The organism is Micromonospora auratinigra (genome assembly GCF_900089595.1).
Lineage (GTDB): Bacteria > Actinomycetota > Actinomycetes > Mycobacteriales > Micromonosporaceae > Micromonospora > Micromonospora auratinigra.
Genome location: NZ_LT594323.1, coordinates 5271773 through 5289084 on the forward strand (window position 1 = coordinate 5271773; position 17312 = coordinate 5289084).

A 17312-nucleotide genomic window follows, 5' to 3' on the forward strand; every position below is an offset into this window, starting at 1 on the left:
TGTCCGATTCTGCGTCGCGGACAACCTATGCCCCGGAGGGCGCCTCCAGAAAAGCACCGGCCTCGATCGCCGCGCGCGCCGGATCGCCGTCCCGGATCGCGGCCACCAGCCGGCCGTGGTCGACGTAGCGCTCCGGCTCCAGCGTGTCGCCCATCGCCTGCGCGACGGTGCTGCGCAGCGCCGCGCCGACCGAGGCGTACAGCTCGGCGAGCATGGTGTTGTGCGCGGCGGCCACCACCGCGGTGTGCAGCGCCGCGTCGGCCTCGACGAACCCGTCGACCCGGCCGGCGCGCCAGGCGGCCTCCCGGGCGGCGAGCGCGCCGCCGAGCGCCGCCAGGTCGGCGGGGGTACGCCGCAGCGCGGCGAGCCGGGCCGCCTCCACCTCGAAGGCGCGCCGCACCTCGATCACCTCGGCCATCCGGTCGTCGGTCAGCCGGCGGGCCACCACCGGGGCGAGTTCGTCGGTGGAGACCACGTAGGTGCCGGAGCCCTGCCGGCACTCCAGCACCCCGGCGTGCACCAGCGCGCGGACCGCCTCGCGGACGGTGTTGCGCCCCACCCCGAGGGCGGCGACGAGCTGCGGCTCGGTGGGGATGCGCCCGCCCACCGGCCACTCGCCGCCGAGGATCCGGGCCCGGAGCTGCTCGATCGTCTGGCGTACCCGGTGCCCGCGCGGGGGCACGGCGACGGAATCGACGGCGGGTGTCACCGGTTACACCTCCTGCCGAAATTCATCCCATGATTGTAGGTTCGAGGTCATGACACCGCCAGCCACCAGCACCGCCTCGCCCGCCACCGCCGCACCGACCACGGACGTGACGCCCGGCCCGGCCCCGGCGGCCACCCCGGCACGCCCGGTGGGGCCGGCCCGGGGCGGCGTGCTGGTGCTGGTCGGCATGCTGCTCGTCGCGCTCAACCTGCGCGCCGCGGTGACCAGCCTCGGCGCCCTGCTCGACGAGGTACGCGGCGGCCTCGGCCTCTCCGGCGCGATGGCCGGCTTCGTCACCACCCTGCCCACCATCGCCTTCGCCGGACTGGGCGCGCTCACCCCGTGGCTGGTCCGCCGCTGGCCGGCCGCCCGGGTGCTGGTGCTGGCCATGCTCGCGCTCACCGTCGGGCAGGTGCTCCGGGTGGTCACCGACTCCGCGGCCGTCTTCGTGCTCACCAGCGCGCTCGCACTGGCCGGCATCGCGGTGGCGAACATCCTGCTGCCGATGCTGGTCAAGCAGCACTTCCCGCACCGCACCGGACTGGTCACCGGGGCGTACACGATGGCCCTGACGGTCGGCACGACGGTGGCCGCCGCCTCGGCGGTGCCGGTGGCGCACGCCTTCGGCTCCTGGCGGGCCGGGCTCGGCGTGTGGGCGGCGCTGGCCGCGGTGGCCGTGGTCCCGTGGGTGCCGCTCGCGCTGCGCGCCCGCGCGGCCCGGCGGGCCGGCGTCGCCGCGACGGCCGGTCCGGCCTCGGCCCGGGTACGCCCCGGACGGACCCGGCTGGGCTGGGCGATGGCGGTGTACTTCGGGGCGCAGTCGCTCAGCGGCTACGCGATCATGGGTTGGCTGGCGCAGCTCTTCCGGGACGCCGGCTACTCCGCCGAGGTCGCCGGCCTGCTGCTCGCCGGGGTCACCGCGCTCGGCGTGCCGGTGGCGCTGGCCATGCCGACGCTGGCCGGCCGGCTGCGCACGCTGCGCCCGCTGGTGCTCGCGCTGACCGCGTTCTCCACCGCCGCGTACCTGGGCCTGGCCGTCGCGCCGCACGGGCCGGCCCCGCTCTGGGTGCTGCTGCTCGCCCTCGGCCAGGGCGCGTTCCCGCTGATCCTGACCACCATCGGGCTGCGGGCCCGGACCGCCGAGGGCACCGTGGCGCTGTCGGCGTTCGCGCAGAGCACCGGGTACGTCATCGCGGCCCTCGGCCCGCTGCTGGTCGGCGTCCTCTACGAGGCGACCGGGGGCTGGACGGCGCCGCTCGGCTTCCTGGTGGCGGCGCTCGCCGTCCAGACGACCGCGGGCATGGTGATCGCCCGTCCCCGCTACATCGAGGACGAGCGCTGAGGGGAGCGGGTCAGGAGGAGGCCGGGGTCGGGTCGCCCGCGACCGCCTGCTCCACCGTCGGGTAGGTGTGCAGCACCTCGACCAGGCCACTGACCTCGAGGATGCGCAGGACACCGCGCTGCGGGGCGGCCAGCCGGACCACGCCGCCTGCCTCGTCGCAGCTGTTCTTGGCACGAACGAACACCGACAGCCCCGTCGAGTCGCAGAACGACACGTCCGCCAGGTCGAAGACGAGGCGGCTGCGCCCCTTGTCCAGCAGATCGGTGATCTGGTCCTGCAGCTGCGGTGCCGTCGCCATGTCCAGCTCGCCCGCGACCGACACGACGACCACGTCGCCGCGCTGTTCAGTGTGCACCGTCAGGGACATTCGTCGACCTCCTGTGTCGGGTGGAACGGTATCCCACGAACCGGGTGCCACGCAGAACGGGAGCCGACACAGGTGCCGACGATCATTCCTTTGCCTCGTGGCAACTAGATCGCCGAGCTCCGGTGATAGAGTCCGCCCCGTCCGGAGTTCAGGGAGGTCACCATGGCGTTGGACGCCGAATCGAGCGGCCGGCTCGCCCGGCTGCTGTCCGAGCACGCCGATCGGCTGACCGAGCGCTGGACGGAGATCGTCGCCACCTCGCTGCGCGGCCGGCTCAGCCAGGCCGAACTGGCCCGTCAGGTGCGCGAGCTGCACCGTAGCATGGTCGACGCGGCCGGCAACGGGCTCGCCGACCTGGCCGACGAGCACGGTGGCGAGCTGCGCGCGGTGCTCTCCGAGTTGTCCCAGGGGCGGGCCCGGCAGGGCTTCAGCGCCACCGAGACGGCGATCAGCGTGTTCGCGCTCAAGGACGCCCTGCTGGAGCTGATGGAGCAGCAGCCGGACGTCGCGACCCTGCGTGACTTCGTCGCCTTCTCGGCGCTGCTCGACCAGATGGGCCTGTTCACCTTCGAGACCTTCGTCCGCGCCCGGGAGAGCCTGATCGCCGACCAGGCGGAGCAGCTCCTCGAACTCTCCACCCCGGTGGTGAAGCTCTGGGAGGGCGTGGTCGCCGTCCCGCTGGTCGGCACGCTCGACTCGGCCCGCGCCCAGGTGGTGATGGAGCGGCTGCTGCAGACCCTGGTCGACACCGGGTCGCCGTACGCGATCATCGACATCACCGGCGTACCGGCGGTCGACACGCAGGTCGCGCAGCACATCCTGAAGACCGTGGTGGCCGCCCGGCTGATGGGCGCCGACTGCATCATCTCCGGCATCCGCCCGCAGATCGCCCAGACCATCGTGGCGCTCGGCATCGAGTTCGGGGACATCGCCACCAAGGCGAGCCTCGCCGACGCGCTGCGCCACGTGCTGCGGCTGACCGGGGTCGAGACCACCTCCCGCCGCCACCGCCGGGAGTCCTGATGGAGCGGGTGCCGATCCTGAAGATCGGCGACATCCTGCTCGTCTCCATCCAGGTCGACATGTCCGACCAGACCGCCGTCCAGCTCCAGGAGGACCTGGCCGAGCGGATCGTCGCCACCGGCTGCCACGGCGTGATCATCGACATCACCGCGCTGGACATCGTCGACTCCTTCGTCGGCCGGATGCTCTCCACCATCGCGTCCATCTCCAAGGTGCTGGACGCCGAGACGGTGGTGGTCGGGATGCGTCCCGCCGTCGCCATCACCCTGGTCGAACTGGGTCTGTCGCTGAACGGGATCCGGACCGCGCTGAACGTCGAGCGCGGCATGGAGCTGGTGGCGGCGGCCCGGGCCGACGAATGGGTCGAGGTGGACGGCGACGAGGACGCCGAGACGACGGCGACGCCGTGACCGCCGGCATCGACCTGGGCGTGCCGGCCACCCAGGCGATCCGCAGCGACGAGGACGTGGTCCGGGTACGCCAGCTGGTGCGTACCACCGCGGTCGCCGTCAAGCTCTCGCTGGTCGACCAGACCAAGCTGGTCACCGCGGCCAGCGAGCTGGCCCGGAACACGCTGATCTACGGCGGTGGGGGCAGCGCCGAGGTGGTCACCGTCGACGACGGCCGCCGCCGGGGCGTCCGCATCGTCTTCACCGACGAGGGGCCGGGCATCCCCGACCTCGACCTGGCCCTGACCGACGGCTACACCACGGGCGGCGGCCTCGGCCTCGGCCTCAGTGGGGCACGTCGGCTGGTGGACGACTTCGAGATCCGGACGGCCGTCGGCGAGGGCACCCGGATCAGCGTCACCAAGTGGTCCCGATGAGCGCGGACGTGGTCGACGACCAAGGACTGTGGTTCCGGGTGGAGAGCGGCGGCGGCGCGAGCGGCGTACGCCGGGCCGCCGAACACCTGGGCCAGCAACTCCAACTCGGTGAGCAGCGGGTCGGTGACCTGGCCATCGTCACCGCCGAGCTGGCCAGCAACCTGCTCAAGCACGCCCGTGAGGGCACCCTGCTGCTGCGCCCGGTGCGCCGGACCGGGCGGGCCGGGGTGGAGCTGGTGGCGATCGACGCCGGCCCGGGCATGGCCGACCTCACCCTCTCCTCGGCGGACGGGCACTCCACCACCGGCACGCTCGGTATCGGTCTCGGCGCGATCGTCCGGCAGGCGAGCTGGTTCGACGGCTACTCGCTGCCCGGCCGGGGCACCGTGCTGGCGGTGCAGGTCTGGGACGGGCCGGCCCCGAAGGGCGTCGACTGGGCCGGTGCGCTGGCCCGCCCGATCACCGGTGAGCAGGTCAGCGGGGACGGGTACGCGGTCCGGGTGGCCGACGGCCGCCGGCAGGTGCTGGTCTGCGACGGTCTGGGGCACGGACCGCTGGCCGGCGCCGCCACCGGGGCCGCGGTGGCGGCCTTCCGCAACGCGCCGGCCGGTCCGCCCGGCACCGTCGTGCAGCACCTGCACCGCTCGATGTCGCACACCCGGGGCGCCGCGCTGGCCGTGGCGGAGCTGGACCCGGCGGCCGGCCTGGTCCGGTACGCCGGGCTGGGCAACATCGCCGCCACCATCGCGGCCGTGGGCGAGCGGCGGCGGGGCCTCGTCTCGTTGCCGGGGATCGCCGGTCACCAGCGCCCCCCGGTCCGCGAGTACGAGTATCCGTTCCCGCCCGGGGCCATGCTGGTCATGCACAGCGACGGGGTGGTCGACCGGTGGGACCTCGCCGACTATCCCGGCCTCGCCGGACGGTCCCCGCTGGTCGCCGCGGCCACCCTGCTGCGCGACGCCGGCACCCGCCGGGACGACGCCTGCGTGCTGGTCGCCCGGGCGGCGGCGTGACCACCGTGCCGCCGTCCGAACCGCTGCTCCAGCTGGCGCTCCGGGTGGAGCAGGACATCTTCCTGGTCCGGCAGCGGGGCCGCGAGGTGGCCACCGCCGTCGGGCTGGAGCACCAGGACCAGGTACGCGTCGCCACCGCGCTCAGCGAGGTGGCCCGGGACCTGCTGCGCGGGGTCGGTGGCGCGGACGTCACCTTCGACGTCGACCTCGACGTCGTGGCCGGCCGGTACGTGCTGCGGGTGGACCTGTCCCCGGCGCGTCCCCTGCCCGACGGCCGGTACGAGCCGGAGTCGGGCGCGGTGGCGCGTCTGGTGGACATGCTGGGCGTCGTGCGGGACGGGGACGATACCGTCGTGAGAATGTCCCGACGTGTCCCGGCCAACGCCCGGGCCCTGACGCCGAAGCGTCTCGCCGAGCTGCGCGCCGAGCTGGCGGGTAGCGCTCCGGGCACCGCCCTGGACGAGTTGGCCACGCAGAACGCCCAGCTCATCGCCGCCCTCGACGAGGTACGCAGCCAGCGTGACGAGCTGGAGGTGTTGAACTCCGAGCTCCAGGAGACCAACCGGGGCGTGATGGCGCTCTACAACCAGCTCACCGAGGAGCTGGAGGAGACCAACCGCGGCGTGGTGGCGCTCTACGCCGAGCTGGACGAGAAGTCCGCGCAGCTCCGGGCGGCCAGCGAGTCGAAGAGCCGGTTCCTGGCCAACGTCAGCCACGAGCTGCGCGCCCCGGTCACCGCGATCATCGGGCTGTCCCGGCTGCTCGCCGACACCGCGTCCGACCCGCTCACCGCCGAGCAGGCCCGCCAGGTGGGGCTGGTCCGCGACTCGGCGTCGGACCTGCTCGCCCTGGTCAACGAGCTGCTCGACCTGGCCAAGGCCGAGTCGGGACGGATCGAGCCGAACTGGACCGAGGTGGACCTGCGGGCGCTCTTCGGGCAGCTCCGGGGCACCCTGCGGGCGCTCGCCACCAAGCCCGACGTCGAGCTGGTGGTGGAGGAGCCGGAGTTCCCCGCGACCGTCCGCTCCGACGAGGTGCTCCTCGCCCAGGTGCTGCGCAACCTGCTGCACAACGGGCTGAAGTTCACCGAGCGGGGCGAGGTGCGGCTACGCGCGGAACGCCGGGACGGCGGCTGGTCGCTCTCGGTGACCGACACCGGCGTCGGCGTACCGGCGGAGCTGCACGAGCGGATCTTCGAGGAGTTCTACCAGGTGCCCGGGACGACCCGGGTCGGCGGCACCGGCCTCGGCCTGCCGTACGCGCGCCGGCTGGTCACGCTGCTCGGCGGCACCCTGGAGCTGGCCAGTGAACCGGGCCGGGGCAGCACCTTCACCATCCTGCTCCCCGGTGAGGGAGCCTGATCGTGGAGGGCGGCGGCGCGGGGACCGTGCTGGTGGTCGACGACAGTCGTACCAAGCGGTACCTGCTGGTGAGCTGGCTGACCCGGGCCGGCTTCAGCACCGTCGAGGCGGAGAACGGCACCGAGGCGCTGGCCCGGGTGGCGGCCACCCCGCCCGACCTGGTGGTGCTCGACGTCCGGCTGCCCGACATGAGCGGCTTCGAGGTCTGCGAGCGGATCAAGGAGGCCCACCCGGCCACCCCGGTGATCCACGTCTCGGCGCACGCCGTGGACGTGGGGGACCGGGCGCAGGGGCTCACCCGGGGCGCGGACGCGTACCTGGCCGAGCCGATCGAGCCGGAGGAACTGGTCGCCACCGCCCACGCGGTGCTCCGCTACTACCAGGCCCGCCGCCGGGCCGAGCTGCTGGCCGAGCGGCTGACCGCGCTGGCCGACGCCACCGTGGCGATGCACGCGGCCCCGAACTTCCGCCGGCTGCTGGAGGCGGCCGCGATCGGCGCCGCCCGGATCTTCCAGAGCCCCGCCGCGGTGGTCGCCGAGACCTTCGACGGGGACTGCCTGGCCGGGGTGGCCACCGGGCCGGACGCGTCGCCCGAGGTGGTGCCCTGGACGGTGGACGACACCGGGGTGCCGATCGGGGCCACCGTCCGGGTCGACCGGCCGGAGAACTGGGGGCTGGTCGAGTGGCCGGCGCGGGACACGGTCACCGTGGCCGCCGCCAAGCTGCGCGAGGACCGCGCTCCGCTCTACGTGGTGGTGCCTACCGCCACCCAGACGGTGCGTACCCCGGTGCTGGTGCAGCTCGCCCAGGCCGTCGCCTCGGCGGGGGAGGCGCAGCGCTCCTTCGACGAGGAGCACCGGATCGCGGTCACCCTCCAGCGCAGCCTGCTGCCCCGCCGGCTGCCCGAGATCGCCGGCCTCGACCTGGCCGTCCGGTACGAGCCGGCGAGCGCGCAGACCGAGGTGGGCGGTGACTTCTACGAGCTGGTGATGCTCGACGGGCACCTGCTGATGGCGGTCGGTGACGTGGCCGGGCACTCGCTGCACGCCGCCACCGTGATGGCCGAGCTGCGGCACGCGGTGCGGGCGTACGCGGTGGAGGGCCACCAGCCGGGGATGATCCTGGACCGGGTCAACGAGCTGATGCGGGCGCTGCTCCCCGACGAACAGGCCACCCTCTGCCTGCTGCTGCTGCACCCGGGCAGCGGGTTGGTGCGGCTGGCCAGCGCCGGGCACCTGCCGGCCCTGATCAGCGGCGACGGGCGGGTGGAGTTCGTCCAGCACTCGGCCCCACTGCTGGGGGTGCGCGCCCCGCGACCGGCGGACCTGGAGTTCGTGCTGCCGGCCGGCGCCACGCTGGTCCTCTACACCGACGGGCTGATCGAGCGGCGGGACGCCACCATCGACGAAGGGCTGGCCGCGCTGGGCCGGGTCGCCACCCGGGTGGACCAGGACCTCGACCAGTTCTGCGAGCGGCTGCTGGTGGAGCTGGCGCCGCCCGAGATCCACGACGACGTCGCGGTGGTCGCGGTCCGCCGTCGCTGACGGCTCACCCGCCCGGGGGCGGGGCCAGGGAGCGGGCGTACGCGGCGGGGGAGACGCCGGTGACCGCGGTGAACTCGCGGACCAGGTGGGCCTGGTCGGCGTACCCCAGGTCGACGGCGACCCGCGACCAGTCCAGCGGGCCGCCGGCGGCCTGCTCGATCGCCTCCTGGAGCCGGTACCGCCGGATCACCCACTTCGGGCTCACCCCGACGTGGTCGGTGAAGAGGCGCTGGAGCCGCCGGGTGGTGACGCCGTGCCGGCGGGCCAGCGCGGTCACCCGCAGCACGCTCCGGTCCGCGCGGATCTCCTCGACCAGCCGGGTGGCCTCGGTGGCGGCCGGGTCCGGCTCGGGTGCCCGGGCCAGGAGCAGGTCGTCCACCCGCCGGCACCGCTCGTCGTCACTGCCCGGGCAGATCGGACCGGCGACGGGAAAGGGAACGCGCCGCCCGGTCAGCTCCGCCACCGGCCGCCGCCAGAAGGGACGGAAGCCGCCCGGCCGGAACTGCACCCCGGTGACCCGGCCGGTGCCGTGCAGGGTGACGGTGAACAGGCCGGGGTCGACCCCGGCCAGCTCGGCCCGCTCCGGCTCGCCCCGCTGGGCCCGGCACACCAGGTTGACCGCCGGGTGCGGGACGACCCGCTGCTCGAAGGGTTCGTCCACGTCCCAGTCGATGAGCCAGTAGTGCTCGACGTACGGGCGCAGCGCCGGGGCGGGCAGCCGACGGCGGAACCGGACCTGGCGCAGCAGCCGGCCGGGGTCGAGGATGCCCCGGCTGTCCCGCCGCGGTTCGTGTCGCATTTCTTCAAGACCACCCTCATACGCTGGCCCTATGACCACGAAGACTAGTGAGCTGCTGGCCGTCGTCGCCCCCCGCACCGTGGCGGTGGTCCAGGGTGTCACCGACGACCAGCTCGACCTGCCCACCCCCTGTTCCGACTACACCGTGCGCGGCCTGCTCGGCCACCTGTACGACGTGGTGGTCAACTTCCAGGCGCTGGCCGCCCGGCGGGAGGTGGACTGGTCGGCGAAGACCGACCACCTCACCGAGGGCTGGCGGGACCGCTTCGCGGCGGAGACCGGACGCCTGATCGAGGCCTGGGCGGACCCGGCGGCGCTGGAGGGCGTCTCGGCGGGGATGGGGCTGCCGCAGGCGACGGTCGGCGACATGGCCCTGATCGACCTCACCGTGCACGGCTGGGACCTGGCCCGGGCCACCGGCCAGCCGTTCGAGGTGGACCCGGCGGTGCTCGCGGCGGGACACGGCTTCATGGACCGGATGGGTGACACCGGGCAGCGGATGGGCGCGTTCGGGCCGCCGGTGCCGGCCGAGGGGGACGCCACGCCCCTGGACCGCCTGCTCGGGCGCACCGGCCGGAATCCGGCCTGGGGCGGCTGAGCACCTGATGTGACGCCCGCGTCGGCCCGGACGCTGATCGACCGGGAGGGCCACGGGTCGGTCCTTCCGGGCCGGCGCGGAGCGGAACAGCGGGAGAGCACCAGGATGCAGAACCAGCCCGGCGCTGCGCCGCCGGTCTTCGTCGACCGGACCGGGCGGCGTCGCCGACTCACCGTGATCGCCGGTACGGCGATGGGACTCGGCCTGCTCACCAGCCTCGGGCTGATCCTCGCCGGGCTCTTCTTCGACTCGTCGGTGCCGATCCCCGGCTGGTCGGACCCGAAGGTCCAGTCACCGGTCGAGGCCGGCGTCGACGCGCCCGCCCCGCCGCGGAACACGCCGAGCCGGCGACCCGAGCCGGTCACCAGCACGACACCACCCCGCCCGTCGGCCACGCCGACCGCCACCCGGACGACCCGTCGTGCCACCACGCCGGCCGTCCAGCCGAGCGCCAGCGTGCCGGGGCAGGGGGACCGGAAGCGCAACTCGGCCCGGCCCAGCCGGACCCCGGGCAAGCCCTGAGCATGGCGCGGCACGTGGCGCGTCCCGATCCCCGGGCGCACTGGCTCCTGCTCCTGCTCGGCCTGGCCGCGCTGCTCGCGGCGCTGAGCTTCAACGGCCTGGTCGCCAACGTGTCCGGTGGCTCCGGGCCGGCCGGCGGGCCCGCCGAACCCGCGCCCCGGCAGATCACCACCGGCGGCCCGGTGCTGCGGCTGGACGGCCCCACCCCGGCCGCCCGGCGGCTGCCGCCGCGCACCGTGGCGCTGACCTTCGACGACGGGCCGGACCCGCGCTGGACGCCGCAGATCCTCGACGTGCTCCGCCGGCACCACGCCCACGCCACCTTCTTCGTGGTCGGCGCCCGGGTCGACGAGCACCCCGAGCTGGTCCGCCGGATCCTGGCCGAGGGGCACGAGATCGGGTCGCACACGTTCACCCACGCGGATCTCGGATCGGTGCCCACCTGGCGGCTCGGCACCGAACTCTCCTGGACCCGCAACGCGGTCGCCGGTGCGACCGGACGCGAGGTGACCCTGCTCCGGCTGCCCTTCTCGTCGACCACCCCGACGCTGACCGGGCCGCAGTACCGGGCGCTGCGGGAGGCGGCCGGCAGCGGACACGTGGCGGTGCTCGCCGACCGGGACGCCCGGGACTGGCAGCGTCCGGGCGTACCGGCGATCGTCCGGGCGGCCAGCCCGCAGGGCGGCGCGGGGGCGGTGGTGCTGCTGCACGACGGTGGCGGGGACCGCAGCCAGACGGTGGCCGCGCTGGACCAGCTGCTGTCCCGGCTGGACGGGGAGGACTACCGCTTCACCACGGTCTCGGCGGGCATCGGGGCACCCTCGTCGATGCCCCCGGCGGGCGGTGGCGCCCGGTCGAGCGGCACCGTGCTGCGCTGGGCGCAGGCGGGTGCCGCCGGGCTGGCCTCGGCGATGAACCTGCTGCTCGGAACGGCCCTGGTGCTGGGTGTGGCGCGGCTGGTGGTGCAGGTGGTCTGTGCCCAGCTGCACGTCCGCCGGGTACGCCGGCCCCGGCGCCGGCTGCCCGAGGTGCGCGAACCGGTGTCGGTGATCGTGCCCGCGTACAACGAGGCGGCGAACATCGCCGCCACCGTGCGGTCCTTGGTCGCCAGCTCGTACCCGGCGCTGGAGGTGATCGTGGTCGACGACGGCTCCAGCGACGGCACGGCCGACATCGTCGAGCGGCTGGGGCTGCGCGGGGTACGCGTCATCCGGCAGGCCAACGCCGGCAAGCCGGCCGCGCTGAACACCGGCATCCGGGCCGCCCGCGCCGGGCTGCTGGTGCTCGTCGACGGCGACACCGTGTTCCAGCCGGACACGGTGTACCGGCTGGTCCAGGGCTTCGCCGACCCGACGGTCGGGGCGATCTCCGGCAACACCAAGGTGGCCAACCGGCGGCGGATGCTCGGCACCTGGCAGCACCTGGAGTACGTGATCGGCTTCAACCTCGACCGCCGGATGTACGACGTGCTGGAGTGCATGCCGACCATCCCGGGGGCGATCGGCGCGTTCCGCCGCGAGGTGCTGCTCGCGGTCGGCGGCGTACCGGCCGACACGCTGGCCGAGGACACCGACCTGACCATGAAGGTGCTGCGGGCCGGCTGGCGGGTGGTGTACGAGGAGGGCGCGATCGCCTGGACCGAGGCCCCGTCCTCGCTGCGCCAGCTCTGGCGGCAGCGCTACCGCTGGTGCTACGGCACGATGCAGGCGATGTGGAAGCACCGGCACGCGCTGCGTGAGCCGGGGGCCGGCGGGAAGCTGGGCCGGCGGGGCCTGCCGTACCTGACGGTGTTCCAGGTGGTGCTGCCGTTGGCCGCGCCGGCCGTCGACGTGTTCGCCCTCTACGGGCTGCTCTTCCTGCCCTGGTCGGCGCTGGTGCTGGCCTGGGGCGGACTGCTCCTGCTCCAGGGCTTCACCGCCGCGTACGCGCTGCGGCTGGACCGGGAACGCTACGGTCCGCTCTGGGCCCTGCCGTTCCAGCAGTTCGTCTACCGGCAGGTGATGTACCTGGTGGTGGTGCAGTCGGTGGTCACCGCCGTGGTCGGCAACCGGCTGCGCTGGCAGCGGATGGCCCGCACCGGCGAGGCCGCCGCCCTGGTCGGGGTGCAAGGAAGGGCACCTTATTAACGCCTGCGGTAGAGAAGGGGCCCCGCTTAACCCGTCGGGGCGGTCAGCGGCCGCCCAGCAGGCCGGTCGACCAGGACAGGCCGACGCCGATCACCGCCGAGCAGCAGCAGACCACGAGGGTGGCGGCGACCACCGCGAGGATCACCCAGGTGGGCCCGCGCCGGGCCACGCCCGCTTCCGGCTCCGCCGCGGGTACGTCCGGCTGCGCCGCCGCCTCGTCGTCCTCGCCCATCCGCCGGAGTCTAGGGCGCGGGGCGGCGGGGACGCCGCAGGACGGGCAGCATGGGTCGATGGAACTGATCTCTATCGAGGATGTCCGCGCCGCCGGCGCCGACATCGCCGGGACGGTGGTGCGTACCCCGTTGCTGCCGACGCTCTTCGACGACGAGCTGTGGCTCAAGCCGGAGAACCTGCAACCGGTGGGGTCGTTCAAGCTGCGCGGGGCGACCCACGCGGTGGCCCGGCTCGATCCGGTCGCCCGGTCCCGGGGGGTGGTGACGCACTCGTCGGGCAACCACGGCCAGGCGCTCGCGTACGCCGCCCGGACGTTCGGCGTCCCCTGCACGGTGGTCGTGCCGCAGGGGGCGCCGCAGGTCAAGGTGGACCGGATCCGGGCGCTGGGCGCCGTGGTACGCCTGGTGCCGCCGGCCCGCCGGCTGGCCGAGGCGGAACTGGTCGTGGCGGCGACCGGGGCGACCCTGGTGCCCCCGTTCGACCACCGGTGGATCATCGCGGGTCAGGGCACGATCGGAGTGGAGATCGTGGCCGACCTGCCCGAGGTGGACGTGGTGCTGGTGCCGGTGGGCGGCGGCGGGCTCGCCTCCGGGGTCGCCACGGCGGTCAAGGCGCTCCGCCCGTCGGCCACCGTGATCGGGGTCGAGCCGGAGTTGGCCGCCGACGCCCGGGACTCGCTGGCCGCCGGCGAGGTGGTGGTCTGGGACGTCGAGCGGACCTACCGCACCAGCGCCGACGGGCTGCGTACCAACCTCTCCGCGCTCACCCTCGCCCACCTGCGGGAACGCCTCGACGGGATCGTCACGGTCAGCGAGCAGGAGATCGCCGCGGCGGCCGGCCGGCTGGTCCGGGAGGCCCGGCTGGTGGTGGAGCCGAGCGGGGCGGTGGCGGTGGCGGCGCGACTGTTCCACCGGGCCGAACTGCCGGCCGGCCGCACGGTCGCCGTGGTCACCGGCGGCAACGTCGACCCCGCCGCCCTGGCCGCCACGCTGACCGGGTGACCGAGGGGTCCGGCTGTACGCCGCCGGGTGTTAGGAAGGGCCCCTTCACCCGCACCAGGCGTTAAAAAGGGGCCCCTCCTTTCACCTCAGGCGCGGCCGAGGCGGTCCAGGATCCAGGCGTTGACGAACGCCTCCTCGCGCCAGGCGTCGTACCGACCGCTGGGGCCGCCGTGCCCGGCACCCATCTCGGTCTTGAGCAGGTAGTCGCCCTGCGGTGCGACGGCCCGCAGCCGGGCGATCCACTTGGCCGGCTCGTGGTAGAGCACCCGGGTGTCGTTCAGGCTGGTCACCGCCAGGATCGCCGGGTAGTCGACGGCAGCCACGTTCTCGTACGGGGTGTACGACTTCATGTACGCGTACACCTCGGGGTCGTCGAGCGGGTTGCCCCACTCCTCCCACTCGGTGACGGTGAGCGGCAGCGACGGGTCGAGGATCGAGGTGAGCGCGTCCACGAAGGGCACCTGGGCGACGATCCCGGTGAACGCGTCCGGGGCCAGGTTGGCCACCGCGCCCATCAGCAGCCCGCCGGCCGAGGCGCCCCGGGCGACGAGCCGGTCGCCGGCCGTCCAGCCGGCCTTGACCAGGTGTCGGGCGCAGGCCACGAAGTCGGTGAAGGTGTTCTTCTTGGCCAGCAGCTTGCCCTCGTCGTACCAGCGCCGGCCCAGCTCGCCACCGCCCCGGATGTGCGCGACGGCGAAGACGACGCCCCGGTCGAGCAGGCTGAGCCGGGCGATGGAGAACCACGGGTCCATGCTGGACTCGTACGAGCCGTAGCCGTAGATGACCGCCGGGGCGGAGCCGTCGCGCGGGGTGCCGGCGCGGCAGACCAGCGAGATCGGCACCCGGGTGCCGTCGTCGGCCAGCGCCCAGTCGCGGTGCTGCTCGTAGTCGGCCGGGTCGTACGCCCGCCCGTCCGGCCCGGGCCGGACCGGCTTCTGCCGGCGCAGCACCCGCTCCCGGGTGAGCAGGTCGTAGTCGTAGACCGAGTCCGGGGTGACCAGCGAGGTGTAGCGGTACCGCAGCACGCTGGTGCGGTATTCCGGGTTGGCGTCCAGGCCGACGCTGTAGAGCGGCTCGGGGAAGTCGATGTCGAAGCTGTCCCCGCCGCCGACCGGCAGCACCCGCAGCCCGGTGAGGCCGTTGCTGCGCAGCGAGACGACCAGGTGGTTCTCGAACGCGTCGACGGACTCCAACCGGGTGCCCGGGGTGTGCGGGATGAGCGGGGTCCAGTCGCCCGGCGCGTCCGCCGAGGTGTACGCCAGCGCGAAGTCCTCCGCGCCGTCGTTGTGCAGGATCAGGAACCGGTGTCCGTGGTGCTCGACCGCGTACTCGATGCCCTGCCGGCGGGGGGCGACGACCGCCGGCTCGCCGGTGGGGTTGCCGGCCGGGATCACCCGTACCTCGCTGGTGATCTTGCTGTGGATGTCGATGACCACGAAGCGCTCCGAGCGGGTCAGCTCGACGCCCACCCAGAACCGCTCGTCGTCCTCCTGGTGGACCACCACGTCCTCGCTCGACGGGGTGCCCACCGCGTGCCGCCAGACCCGGTGCGGGCGCCACGCCTCGTCCACCGTGACGTAGAACAGGGTGGAGGCGTCGGTGGACCAGGCGGTGCCGTAGAAGGTGTCCGGGATCTCGTCCGGCAGCACCTCACCGGTGCTGAGGTCCTTGATCCGCAGGGTGAAGCGCTCGTCGCCGGAGAAGTCCGTCGAGAAGGCCAACCACCGCCCGTCGGGGCTGACGTCGAAGGCACCGAGGGAGAAGAAGTCGTGCCCCTCGGCGAGCCGGTTGCCGTCGAGCAGCACCTCCTCGCCGTCGAGCGGGGCGCCGTCGGCGCTGACCGGGGGCGCGGTCTCGCCGTCCCGGACGGCCCGGCGGCACTGCACGCCGTACTGCTGGCCCTCGACCGTGCGGGTGTAGTACCAGTAGCCGTCCTTGCGGGTGGGGACCGACAGGTCGGTCTCCTGGGTACGCCGGCGGGTCTCCTCGAACAGGGTCGCGCGCAGCTGTTCGAGGTGCGCGGTGCGGGCCGCGGTGTACGCGTTCTCCGCGGTGAGGTAGGCGATCGTCTCCGCGTCGTCCTTGGCGGCGAGCCAGGCGTACTCGTCGATGACGGTGTCGCCGTGGTGGGTGCGCTCGCTGGGGACGCGCTTCGCGACGGGGATCTCGGTGGTCACGGCGTCACGTTACCGGCCGGTGACGGTCGGCGGGCGGGGGCGACCCGGCCGGCCGCGGCGACACGCCAACGACTCTTTCGAACATGTGTACGATGACCGCCATGGCGGCTGCAACGAGTTCCACCGATCGACCAGGGGCCCTCGAGATCACCCGGCGGCTGGCGGAGATCTGCGGCCCGCCGTTCGCCCGCTTCGCCGGGGCGGCCGACGAGGTGGCCGGCCGGACCGCCCGCTGGGTGGCGGTGCCGGGTGGCCCGCGCGCCGCCGCCGAGGTGCTCCGGCTGGCGGCCCGGCACGATCTGACCGTGGTGCCGCGGGGCGCCGGCACCAAGATCGACTGGGGGGCCGCCCCGGCACGGGTCGACATCATGCTCGACACCGGCCGGCTCGCCGGGGTCTGGCACGAGCCGCAGGGCTCGACGGTGGCCGAGGTGGGAGCCGGCACCCCGCTGCGGGCGGTGCAGGCGGTGCTGGGGCGTACCGGCCGGCGGCTGCCGGTCGACGCCCCCTCCCCGGGGGCCACCCTCGGCGGCGTGCTCGCCGCCGACGAGGCCGGCCCGCTCCGGCACCGGCACGGCACCCCCTGCGCCCAGCTCGTCGGCGTGCGCTACCTCGACGCCGACGGCGAGCTGGTCAGCCTCGGCGAGTCGGGCACGGCGCAGCTCGGCGAGGCGGCGCCGGCGGCCGACCGGGCGGCCCGGCTCGGCGCGGCGGCCCTCTTCGGTCGCGCCGAGCTGCCCGGGCTGGACGTGGTGCGGTTGCTCTGCGGTTCCCAGGGCGGGCTGGGCGTGCTGGTCTCGGCCACCATGCGGGTGCAGGCGTCGCCGGCCGGCCGGGTCTGGGTGTCCCGCCCGGTCTGGACCCCGCTGGAGGTGCACGACCTGGTCCGGGCCGTGCTCGCCGCTGATCTGGACCCGGCGGCCGTCGAGCTGGACCTGCCGGTCCCCGTGCCGCTGCCCCGCCGCCGGGTCAACCCGGCGCACCCCTCCCTCACCGGCCGGCCCGACCATCCGGCGCTGACCGGCCGGTCGGCCCGTCCGGCGGCGGCGGGCAGCCTGGTGGTGCTCCTGGAGGGCGGCCCGGCGCACGTCGCCGAACGGGTGGAACGCCTGGTCGAGGTGCTCGGCGGCGAGGCGGTGGTCAGCCACTCCGCCCCGGAGTGGTGGGGGCGCTACCCGTTCGCGCCGGGCGACACCGCGCTGCGTCTGGAGGTGCCCATCACCGACCTGCACGCGGCGGTCTACGCGCTGCGCGACGCGGCCGGTGGCCCGGTGCCGGTGCGCGGCTCCGCCGGGGTCGGCGCGGTGCACGCCGCGCTGCCCGGCACCCTGCCCCCGGAGCGGGTGGCCTCGATCCTCGCCGCGGTGCGCGGGGTGCTGATGGCCCGCCAGGGCCGTTGCGTGGTGGTCGCCGCGCCCACCCCGGTCCGCCGGGCCGTCGACCTCTGGGGTGAGCTGCCCACCCTGCCCCGGCTCCGGGCCGCCAAGGCCCACCTCGACCCCGGCCACCGCCTCGCCCCCGGCCGCCTCCCCGGCGGCCTCTGACCCCCACCGCCCCGCCCCGCCAGCTCGATGCCCGCTAATTCACGGAAAGAGTGGCCATTACGGGCCGGAAAGCCACTCTTTCCGTGAATTAGCGCAGGGGCGGGGCGTGGGGGGCGTGGGGGTGGG

Annotated in this window: 17 protein-coding genes; 12 read left to right on the forward strand and 5 right to left on the reverse strand. The window is 74.5% G+C overall.

What is annotated here, in order from left to right:
• Nucleotides 1-25: 25 nt before the first annotated feature.
• Nucleotides 26-709 carry a FadR/GntR family transcriptional regulator gene (locus GA0070611_RS23840; protein WP_091668390.1) on the reverse strand — a complete coding sequence of 228 codons (684 nt, stop codon included), beginning with the start codon at nt 707-709 and terminating at the stop codon, nt 26-28.
• A gap of 49 nt (nt 710-758) precedes the next feature.
• Here GA0070611_RS23840 and GA0070611_RS23845 point away from each other — a divergent pair, with 49 nt between their 5' ends.
• Nucleotides 759-2051, forward strand: a complete 1293-nt coding sequence (locus GA0070611_RS23845; RefSeq protein ID WP_091668394.1) for an MFS transporter — start codon at nt 759-761, stop codon at nt 2049-2051.
• Nucleotides 2052-2061: 10 nt separating this feature from the next.
• On the opposite strand, the gene GA0070611_RS23850 is transcribed toward GA0070611_RS23845, so the two are convergent.
• Nucleotides 2062-2418, reverse strand: coding sequence for an STAS domain-containing protein (locus GA0070611_RS23850; RefSeq protein ID WP_088959356.1), 357 nt, complete (start codon nt 2416-2418; stop codon nt 2062-2064).
• A gap of 162 nt (nt 2419-2580) precedes the next feature.
• Between GA0070611_RS23850 and GA0070611_RS23855 the strand changes: the two genes are divergently transcribed.
• From GA0070611_RS23855 to GA0070611_RS23880, 6 genes are read left to right on the forward strand one after another with little or no spacing between them, the layout of a single operon-like run.
• Nucleotides 2581-3441 carry an STAS domain-containing protein gene (locus GA0070611_RS23855; protein WP_091668399.1) on the forward strand — a complete coding sequence of 287 codons (861 nt, stop codon included), beginning with the start codon at nt 2581-2583 and terminating at the stop codon, nt 3439-3441.
• Complete coding sequence (locus GA0070611_RS23860; RefSeq protein WP_091668402.1) at nt 3441-3851, forward strand: STAS domain-containing protein; 411 nt, start codon at nt 3441-3443, stop codon at nt 3849-3851. Before GA0070611_RS23855 ends, GA0070611_RS23860 begins: the two co-directional genes overlap by 1 nt.
• Nucleotides 3848-4267 (forward strand): ATP-binding protein, encoded by a 420-nt coding sequence (locus GA0070611_RS23865; protein ID WP_091668405.1) that lies wholly within the window; start codon nt 3848-3850, stop codon nt 4265-4267. The genes GA0070611_RS23860 and GA0070611_RS23865 overlap by 4 nt, the downstream gene beginning before the upstream one ends.
• Nucleotides 4264-5280 (forward strand): ATP-binding SpoIIE family protein phosphatase, encoded by a 1017-nt coding sequence (locus GA0070611_RS23870; RefSeq protein WP_091673369.1) that lies wholly within the window; start codon nt 4264-4266, stop codon nt 5278-5280. Before GA0070611_RS23865 ends, GA0070611_RS23870 begins: the two co-directional genes overlap by 4 nt.
• A gap of 5 nt (nt 5281-5285) precedes the next feature.
• Nucleotides 5286-6641 carry an ATP-binding protein gene (locus GA0070611_RS23875; RefSeq protein ID WP_167604508.1) on the forward strand — a complete coding sequence of 452 codons (1356 nt, stop codon included), beginning with the start codon at nt 5286-5288 and terminating at the stop codon, nt 6639-6641.
• 2 nt (nt 6642-6643) lie between these two features.
• A complete protein-coding gene (locus GA0070611_RS23880; protein WP_407940385.1) occupies nt 6644-8185 on the forward strand; it encodes a SpoIIE family protein phosphatase in 1542 nt (513 codons plus the stop codon).
• A 4-nt stretch (nt 8186-8189) separates the two neighbouring features.
• On the opposite strand, the gene GA0070611_RS23885 is transcribed toward GA0070611_RS23880, so the two are convergent.
• A complete protein-coding gene (locus GA0070611_RS23885) occupies nt 8190-8984 on the reverse strand; it encodes a helix-turn-helix domain-containing protein (protein ID WP_091668415.1) in 795 nt (264 codons plus the stop codon).
• A gap of 31 nt (nt 8985-9015) precedes the next feature.
• Here GA0070611_RS23885 and GA0070611_RS23890 point away from each other — a divergent pair, with 31 nt between their 5' ends.
• The 3 genes from GA0070611_RS23890 (at nt 9016) to GA0070611_RS23900 (ending at nt 12230) form a co-directional block, all read left to right on the forward strand.
• A complete protein-coding gene (locus GA0070611_RS23890) occupies nt 9016-9582 on the forward strand; it encodes a TIGR03086 family metal-binding protein (RefSeq protein ID WP_091668419.1) in 567 nt (188 codons plus the stop codon).
• Between the two features lie 105 nt (nt 9583-9687).
• Complete coding sequence (locus GA0070611_RS23895) at nt 9688-10104, forward strand: hypothetical protein (RefSeq protein ID WP_157740376.1); 417 nt, start codon at nt 9688-9690, stop codon at nt 10102-10104.
• A gap of 2 nt (nt 10105-10106) precedes the next feature.
• A complete protein-coding gene (locus GA0070611_RS23900; protein ID WP_091668429.1) occupies nt 10107-12230 on the forward strand; it encodes a bifunctional polysaccharide deacetylase/glycosyltransferase family 2 protein in 2124 nt (707 codons plus the stop codon).
• A 43-nt stretch (nt 12231-12273) separates the two neighbouring features.
• Here the strand turns inward: GA0070611_RS23900 and GA0070611_RS23905 are convergent, their stop codons facing one another.
• Entirely contained in the window at nt 12274-12462 is a 189-nt protein-coding gene (locus GA0070611_RS23905) for a hypothetical protein (RefSeq protein ID WP_091668434.1), read from the reverse strand.
• Between the two features lie 58 nt (nt 12463-12520).
• On the opposite strand from GA0070611_RS23905, the gene GA0070611_RS23910 reads away from it, so the two are divergent.
• Nucleotides 12521-13465 (forward strand): threonine ammonia-lyase, encoded by a 945-nt coding sequence (locus tag GA0070611_RS23910; RefSeq protein ID WP_091668439.1) that lies wholly within the window; start codon nt 12521-12523, stop codon nt 13463-13465.
• 86 nt (nt 13466-13551) lie between these two features.
• Here GA0070611_RS23910 and GA0070611_RS23915 read toward each other — a convergent pair whose 3' ends face one another.
• On the reverse strand, nt 13552-15642 hold the full coding sequence (locus tag GA0070611_RS23915; RefSeq protein WP_091668443.1) for a S9 family peptidase: 2091 nt from the start codon (nt 15640-15642) through the stop codon (nt 13552-13554).
• A gap of 101 nt (nt 15643-15743) precedes the next feature.
• Between GA0070611_RS23915 and GA0070611_RS23920 the strand changes: the two genes are divergently transcribed.
• Complete coding sequence (locus tag GA0070611_RS23920) at nt 15744-17186, forward strand: FAD-binding oxidoreductase (protein ID WP_231921204.1); 1443 nt, start codon at nt 15744-15746, stop codon at nt 17184-17186.
• Nucleotides 17187-17312 lie beyond the last annotated feature (126 nt).

What these genes read in the sequence shown, in the direction of transcription:
- GA0070611_RS23890 (WP_091668419.1), top strand. Translation starts at nt 9,016, where the DNA reads ATGACCACGAAGACTAGTGAGCTGCTGGCCGTCGTCGCCCCCCGCACC.
- GA0070611_RS23885 (WP_091668415.1), bottom strand. Translation starts at nt 8,984, where the DNA reads ATGCGACACGAACCGCGGCGGGACAGCCGGGGCATCCTCGACCCCGGC.
- GA0070611_RS23920 (WP_231921204.1), top strand. Translation starts at nt 15,744, where the DNA reads ATGGCGGCTGCAACGAGTTCCACCGATCGACCAGGGGCCCTCGAGATC.
- GA0070611_RS23900 (WP_091668429.1), top strand. Translation starts at nt 10,107, where the DNA reads ATGGCGCGGCACGTGGCGCGTCCCGATCCCCGGGCGCACTGGCTCCTG.
- GA0070611_RS23905 (WP_091668434.1), bottom strand. Translation starts at nt 12,462, where the DNA reads ATGGGCGAGGACGACGAGGCGGCGGCGCAGCCGGACGTACCCGCGGCG.
- GA0070611_RS23855 (WP_091668399.1), top strand. Translation starts at nt 2,581, where the DNA reads ATGGCGTTGGACGCCGAATCGAGCGGCCGGCTCGCCCGGCTGCTGTCC.
- GA0070611_RS23860 (WP_091668402.1), top strand. Translation starts at nt 3,441, where the DNA reads ATGGAGCGGGTGCCGATCCTGAAGATCGGCGACATCCTGCTCGTCTCC.
- GA0070611_RS23870 (WP_091673369.1), top strand. Translation starts at nt 4,264, where the DNA reads ATGAGCGCGGACGTGGTCGACGACCAAGGACTGTGGTTCCGGGTGGAG.
- GA0070611_RS23895 (WP_157740376.1), top strand. Translation starts at nt 9,688, where the DNA reads ATGCAGAACCAGCCCGGCGCTGCGCCGCCGGTCTTCGTCGACCGGACC.
- GA0070611_RS23910 (WP_091668439.1), top strand. Translation starts at nt 12,521, where the DNA reads ATGGAACTGATCTCTATCGAGGATGTCCGCGCCGCCGGCGCCGACATC.
- GA0070611_RS23845 (WP_091668394.1), top strand. Translation starts at nt 759, where the DNA reads ATGACACCGCCAGCCACCAGCACCGCCTCGCCCGCCACCGCCGCACCG.
- GA0070611_RS23850 (WP_088959356.1), bottom strand. Translation starts at nt 2,418, where the DNA reads ATGTCCCTGACGGTGCACACTGAACAGCGCGGCGACGTGGTCGTCGTG.